The sequence below is a fragment of the Helicobacter sp. T3_23-1056 genome (genome assembly GCF_053654535.1).
The window spans coordinates 1-6,292 of the sequence record NZ_JBSIUU010000049.1; the positions used below are offsets into that span (position 1 = coordinate 1).

General features: G+C 31.3%; 8 protein-coding genes. All 8 read left to right on the forward strand.

From position 1 onward, the window contains the following. A partial coding sequence (locus ACWIUO_RS13170; RefSeq protein WP_454178348.1) for a hypothetical protein occupies positions 1-569 on the forward strand: 569 nt, incomplete at its 5' end. 11 nt (positions 570-580) lie between these two features. After that, entirely contained in the window at positions 581-1,114 is a 534-nt protein-coding gene (locus ACWIUO_RS13175; protein WP_454178349.1) for a hypothetical protein, read from the forward strand. Positions 1,115-1,679: 565 nt separating this feature from the next. Beyond that, complete coding sequence (locus tag ACWIUO_RS13180; RefSeq protein ID WP_454178350.1) at positions 1,680-2,120, forward strand: hypothetical protein; 441 nt, start codon at positions 1,680-1,682, stop codon at positions 2,118-2,120. 226 nt (positions 2,121-2,346) lie between these two features. Further along, complete coding sequence (locus tag ACWIUO_RS13185; RefSeq protein ID WP_454178351.1) at positions 2,347-3,099, forward strand: hypothetical protein; 753 nt, start codon at positions 2,347-2,349, stop codon at positions 3,097-3,099. Continuing rightward, a complete protein-coding gene (locus ACWIUO_RS13190) occupies positions 3,086-5,239 on the forward strand; it encodes an N-acetylmuramoyl-L-alanine amidase (RefSeq protein ID WP_454178352.1) in 2,154 nt (717 codons plus the stop codon). The genes ACWIUO_RS13185 and ACWIUO_RS13190 overlap by 14 nt, the downstream gene beginning before the upstream one ends. Further along, positions 5,236-5,385, forward strand: a complete 150-nt coding sequence (locus ACWIUO_RS13195; RefSeq protein ID WP_454178353.1) for a hypothetical protein — start codon at positions 5,236-5,238, stop codon at positions 5,383-5,385. The genes ACWIUO_RS13190 and ACWIUO_RS13195 overlap by 4 nt, the downstream gene beginning before the upstream one ends. After that, on the forward strand, positions 5,348-5,992 hold the full coding sequence (locus ACWIUO_RS13200) for a hypothetical protein (protein WP_454178354.1): 645 nt from the start codon (positions 5,348-5,350) through the stop codon (positions 5,990-5,992). The genes ACWIUO_RS13195 and ACWIUO_RS13200 overlap by 38 nt, the downstream gene beginning before the upstream one ends. Before the next feature lie 108 nt (positions 5,993-6,100). Next, positions 6,101-6,292, forward strand: a 192-nt coding sequence (locus ACWIUO_RS13205; RefSeq protein WP_454178355.1) for a hypothetical protein, incomplete at its 3' end; no start/stop codon positions are given.

A 6,292-nucleotide genomic window follows, 5' to 3' on the forward strand; every position in this document is an offset into this window, starting at 1 on the left:
ATATATTGCTTTATATTGCGTTAATTGTGTGTTGCTATATGATATATGTTGCATTTGTAGATTTTATAAATAATGCCTTATCAAGAGAATTTTTGATTTTTATGTTACTATGTTTTTTGATTCCACTTGGAATTGCTATTTTTTATAACCTATTTTATTGTCGTAACAATAGATTATATATCACAGAGCAGGGTATAGGCTTTGATAGACGGCATTATTTTAGAATGCAAAAGAAATTTTTTAGGTTTGGGGAGGTGGGTTTGCATAACTCCACCATTATGGCGTCATTTGTTCCATTGCATAAATTTTATAGATTTGCAGTTTTTCCGCTAGGATACGCAAAATCTAATCTTGTGAATCTAAGTCCATTAGTTAAGTCTAAAAATCTTCATTTGGTTTTTGTCGTTGCTTGGGACGCATATATGAGCGACAAATTTTACGATAACATAACCGAGCAAAATTATCTAAAAGAATTTCTTATCACAAAAACCAAAGAATCTTTAATATCCAAAGGCATAGATATAGATTCATTGCCTTATGATTTAGAAAATCAATTTAGGTTTGTATAAAGGAAACTAAAATGTCAAAAGAAAATCATTCACAAACCATAGGCTTAACATTTGGCTTGCCTAATGACACAAATAATGGCATTGATATAAAAGCTGGAATTATAGATTCTAATCCAAATTCTAGCCAAAACCATAATCGTAAAATCTATGATTATAATGATAAAAATAAAGGCATAGCCACCCTGCAAAATATAAATTTTTGTATTGACTGCTCTAGTTTGGAATCTTATTTTGCAACTTCAACAAATTCGATACCCAATGAAACTAATGAAAAATCCATTGACAATAATACTAACAATATCAACGCAAATCTTTTTTCTTATCAAGATTTAGCAATCAAAGCACAAGAAACAATCAATGATGATGACACTTCAACGCTTACCATAGAATCTAAACAAGATATATTTGCTTATCAAAGCAGGACAGCGGATTTGTTAATGAGCGGAATAAGTGGAATATTTGGCGGTATAGATAAGGGATTAGAAAAAGCTATGAATATGTTTGGCAGCAATGGATTAAGGTTTGCTAAACTTGTTTTAAAATAGAATATTTTATGGCTTATGGAGGTGTTGCAGTTTTTCATCTGTATGAAAACTATGTATCAAAATATAAGGGCGATGAAAAATGGATTTGATAAAAGCGATATAAAAGCAAACAAACAAGGTATAAAATATGGTAATGAACTTAGACTAAGATATGGGAGACTTTGATGATTAGAAAACTAAAAATACTAGGCATCGTAATCTTTGTGTTAGCATTGCCGTTTATTTTGTTTCCTATAAATGTTATCATTACTTTTAAATTGCAACATATTTTTGGCGTCCAAAACGGACTAATTCTCATTGGTTGTTGTTTTGGCACAAGTGTTATATTGTTTTATTTGTTGATAATTGTATTTTTCAAAGCAAAAGATATTTATATAGTTGATTCGTATTTGGCAGCCTTGTGTCTTTTCTCTGCGTGGATATGGTTGATGTTTCTTGCTGGGGATTTATATTATTTTATGTATTTTAATTCGTCCTATAATGGTGGTTAATATTGATTATGCTATGCTATTTAGGCGTTACAATCAACAAAAATTTTTATAAAAATCATTGAGTAGGATATACTATGAAATACACAATGCAAGACAAAAAAGACAATAAAATCTACAAAGTAAAAAGCCTAGATGAAATTACTTTGAGAGATAGCGATGATTTGTTTGTAGTCAAACTTGATGGCTCAAAACTGCATACTTATGATGAGTTTGTAGCCACTGCAAAAGCTGCTTTTCAAACGCCCACTGATGAGAGTATGATTTGGCTTAATGGGGCGGGAAATACTTGGAATTGTTGGATAGAGTATTTAGATTGGCTTTTAGATTTAGGTTTTAATTCTTTTGTTTTGATTGTGGAAAATTGGAGCAAGGCATTAGATAAAGATAGCAAAGATGAAAAAGAATATCTTTTGTCAGACTTTCAATATGCCTGTGATTTTTGGGGATATGAGATTGCAGAAGTCAGTCTTGGTAATGTTGAACCAAAAGAATTTAATATTTACTTGGTGGGGTAAAAATGAAAAATTAAAAAAGTGTGAATTTGGTATTGCACGGATATGGATAATGGCGGTGAATTATGCAATATGAGATAAAAACTACTATACAAGCAAGAAATTGGATTTTATATCAAGTAAAAAACCGAGCGCATAGTCAAAAGAGATTGTGCTATAATCAAAGCAGGTGGCGTGGAAGTCATCATAGATTCTAGCGGATTAGTCGTAAAAGGTGGAGAGATAAAAAGTGAGTGAGAAGCAAATATATACAAACAAAGACGCAAATATTGTGAATCTAAAAACAGATTTACGCGCAAACCAAAATCCAAAAAAATACGACAAAAATGGCGATGAGATTATTTGGAAAATGCAGTTGCCAAGCATATCATCAAATTTAGCTTTTGTGATTTTGTCTTGGGTTTCTAGAATTGCGACGCTTGCACTCATTTGCTATTTTTTTGCATTAGGCATAGATAAATATATACATTCTCAAACAATGGAATGGTATAAGGAAGTAGTGGCTTTGTGCCTTGCAATGTTTTTTATCTATATAATACTGGATATGGTGGATTCTATTTTTGTAGCATTAAACCTTAAAACAATATATGCAACTAACAAAAATCTTATCGTCCAAAAACATTTCGGTAAAAATATCGCTTTTTCACTTGGTAGTTTTTATATAATGCACGACTCATACATTTCAAGATTTAATGTGGCTGATGAACTTATAACGATTCAATCATTTAATAACGATATATTCTTTTCTTTCGTTACGCCTATAAATGCTCGTGGCATTGCAGGTGAAAGCGCAATACTGAATCTTAAAGAATTAGAAAAAATTTTAAAACCGAAAATAGAACAATATCTAATCGCGCTAGATGAATTAAACTATCAAGTATTTTTATTGGATTATAGTTGGGTTGCTTTTAAGCAGATTATGGAGCTAGATATGGTAAAAATACAAACTGAAAGGGAGAAAATAGCAAATGGCACAATATAATGAAAACTTGTTAGATATTTATGCGGATTTGCAAGTTGATTCTATTTGCAAAAGCGAATCTATGCCACCCACTCTAAATGATTTTGGTTTAGGCGGAAAAGCCATCACATATAGTTTGGCAATATCAAGTTCCTATTCCAAGAATTATTTAGAAAAATATATGCAAAGAAATGGTGTTTCTAAGGCAATAGGAAAATTATATCAATACAAAATTATTGGAAACTATGGAATCTTGTCATATCTTTATAAAAAAGTTGAAAATAAATCAAATCAAAGGGCAACTGCAGAAGTTGTATTTGAAGCAGGTGTTAGCAAAGCAGTAGATTCTATAATTAAAAATAGACAAGCCATAAAACAAGGAGCCAAAAAAGTTATAGTTAAATCAGCTACAAAAATCGGCATAAATTTAGGTAGTCGAATCCTAGCAGGGAGTGCTACAGGTGCTACTATTGGCACTAGCTTTCCTATTGTTGGCACGATTGTGGGTGCTGTGGTGGGTGCACTTATAGCAGGGTTTGTAGAGGATTTGTATTTTGGCGAAGGCTTATTTGAGGATAAAGACAAAAAACAAAAATTAGATGAGCAACAAACCCAAGACAAACTTTATAAAATCTATACAAACAAACTAAACCTTATCAAAGAGTATCTTTTGCGAAATAAGTATATTGAGTTGCGGGCATTAAACGAATCTGAATCTGAGACACTCTGCAAACACTTGACTAATCCAAACGAATCATATTTCAAATCAATCCTTATAATGCAAAGTTTCCCTAAATATTTGGATAGGGATAAGACATTTTATGAATCATTAAAACAAAACACGAAAGAAACAAAAGAGATAAAAATCACGCCTATAAAAGATGCAAATTTAATTACAATAGAGATTGAAAAATGCTTTGATACTAGCAGGGGCGAAGTCATAAAAAATAAGCAAGTATATATCTATAATGAGAAATTTCAAAGAGTAGTAGCAAAGGGCAAAATAGATTCTAAGGGATATTTGAGAGCGCAAAATGTTAGCGTGGATAAAAAAGACACAATCGATAAATTGAGCTTTATAGCGGATAGAGATAATTTTAGCGAGGATAATTTTGATATAAGCATAAAGCAATATGCACCCATAATAAATGTGCAAAAATATCACAAACAAACCAAGACACTATCATTGCCAAAATTAAGTTTTAGCTTTCGTGCTCCACAAAAGACATTACAATGCAACTATGAAGTTGAGAGTTTAGAAATACACAAACAGCAAAATCGTATTACTATTATTCCAAAAACTAATGCTAAAGATATTGGATATAAACGATATATAAACCTTGCATATATAGCTTTTGACTTGGCAGATACAAATATCGATTCTGATACAAAAAACATTACTAGCGATAATCGCTTAACAAGTGGGTTTAATTATTTGGGAGATGGATTACAAACGCAATTTGGCATAAAACAAGAATGGAAAAATAAAATAGTAGCATTTTTTGCGTATTTTAACAATCAAAAAACTACTCCATTTCAAGTGCTATCATTTGTAGAAAAACCCATATTGATTTTAGATGCTGGACACGGTGGAACAGATGGCGGTGCAATTTCGCCCAATTACAACCAAGATAAAATAAAAGAAAGCGAATTAAATTTAGATATAGTTAAACATATAGATATACTACTTACTAGCCTAAAAAATCACAAACTAAATGTAGTGCTAACAAGAAATACGGACAAAATAGTAACATTAGATAATAGAATAAATATTGCAGAAAATATTTACCGCTATACTCAAAGTAAAAAAATGTTGTTTTTGTCTATTCATATAAATAGTGCTGACAATACTACTGCAAAAGGCTTAAAATGTTATTATAATAAAATCAATTATGCAAAAGATGAGGAAAGATTTATGGATATTTTAGCAAGCGTCATTGATAGAGGTAAAGATAGCAATCTTATTGCACGACAATTTAAAAATACTGAAAATTTTAGAGTTATTAAAAAAATCACCAATATGCCATCAGTCTTAGTAGAATGTGGATTTTTATCCAATCCACAAGAAAGACAGCTACTTGCAACAAAGGCATATAGAGCAAAAATAGCTGGTATTTTGTATAATGCCCTTATAGAATATTTTAAGGGGGACATAGTATGAAAAATATTTGCTTTGCCATAATTTTTGCACTTTTTAGTATGAATCTAAATGCGGATTCACGGATAGATTCAACGAATCAAGACACAGATTCAATCACAAATCCAAAAGATGCAAATCAAAAAAAAATCACACAAACTTACAAATGATTTATTGCAAACGATTTTACCTAATATCATAAGCGCAAAAAAACAAACCCAAAATAATTATCTGCTAAAAAATCCATATTACAAAGCACAAAGCGACAAAAAATTTGAACGCCTTATAAAAGCCATTGAAATATTGCAAAGTAAAGATAAAAAACAAGCAAAAATCTTAAAATATAAAATCCTTGAATGCGAACCCTATAATAAACCTTGCACAAAAGAGCAACAATTAGATATTGGCGAACCATTTGAATTAGAGCAGTATGAGCTTTTTTATAGTGCGATTGATTGGATTAGCGTAGCATTGACAAATCTAACGCTAGGCTGGGATAAGAAAAAAGAGCGCGATTTTAACAATGCGTTTGAGTATATAGAGGGGCAAGTAAGCCTTGAATTAGGCAAAGATTCAAAGCCTTATGCCATATCATTGGCTATGTATCTTTATGTCGTTATTTTATGGGATTTATCTAGCGATGAATCAAATAGCGATTCAAAGCCTAAAAACGCAGTTTTAGCTAGGGGGCTAAAAGATGGCAAAATACTCTTTGACAAATATGGCAAAATATTAAGCGCAAATGACTATGAATTTTTAGAAAGATATTTTAAGTGAAATGCTTTTATTGTATTGTAATATATAAAATAGTATAATTCTGCCAAATGACGATATTGCTACAATGCCACAAGCAATAGTTCATTATTTTCTACTAGAGAGGTAAAAATGTCAGATTCTGCTACCAAAAACCAAGTATTGCACCAAACCTCATTCCTATCCCTCACCATACAAAGCAATAACTGCAATGCAAGCAATAACAGCAATGCAAATAACGCAAGCAATGCAAATAACGCAAGCAATGCAAGCAACACAAATCCAAACTCTGCCAATCACCAAAACTCTAACCCAAACGCCATA

Excerpts from the sequence above, each read along its gene's own strand:
- ACWIUO_RS13175 (WP_454178349.1), top strand. The coding sequence starts at position 581 with ATGTCAAAAGAAAATCATTCACAAACCATAGGCTTAACATTTGGCTTG.
- ACWIUO_RS13180 (WP_454178350.1), top strand. The coding sequence starts at position 1,680 with ATGAAATACACAATGCAAGACAAAAAAGACAATAAAATCTACAAAGTA.
- ACWIUO_RS13190 (WP_454178352.1), top strand. The coding sequence starts at position 3,086 with ATGGCACAATATAATGAAAACTTGTTAGATATTTATGCGGATTTGCAA.
- ACWIUO_RS13195 (WP_454178353.1), top strand. The coding sequence starts at position 5,236 with ATGAAAAATATTTGCTTTGCCATAATTTTTGCACTTTTTAGTATGAAT.
- ACWIUO_RS13200 (WP_454178354.1), top strand. The coding sequence starts at position 5,348 with ATGCAAATCAAAAAAAAATCACACAAACTTACAAATGATTTATTGCAA.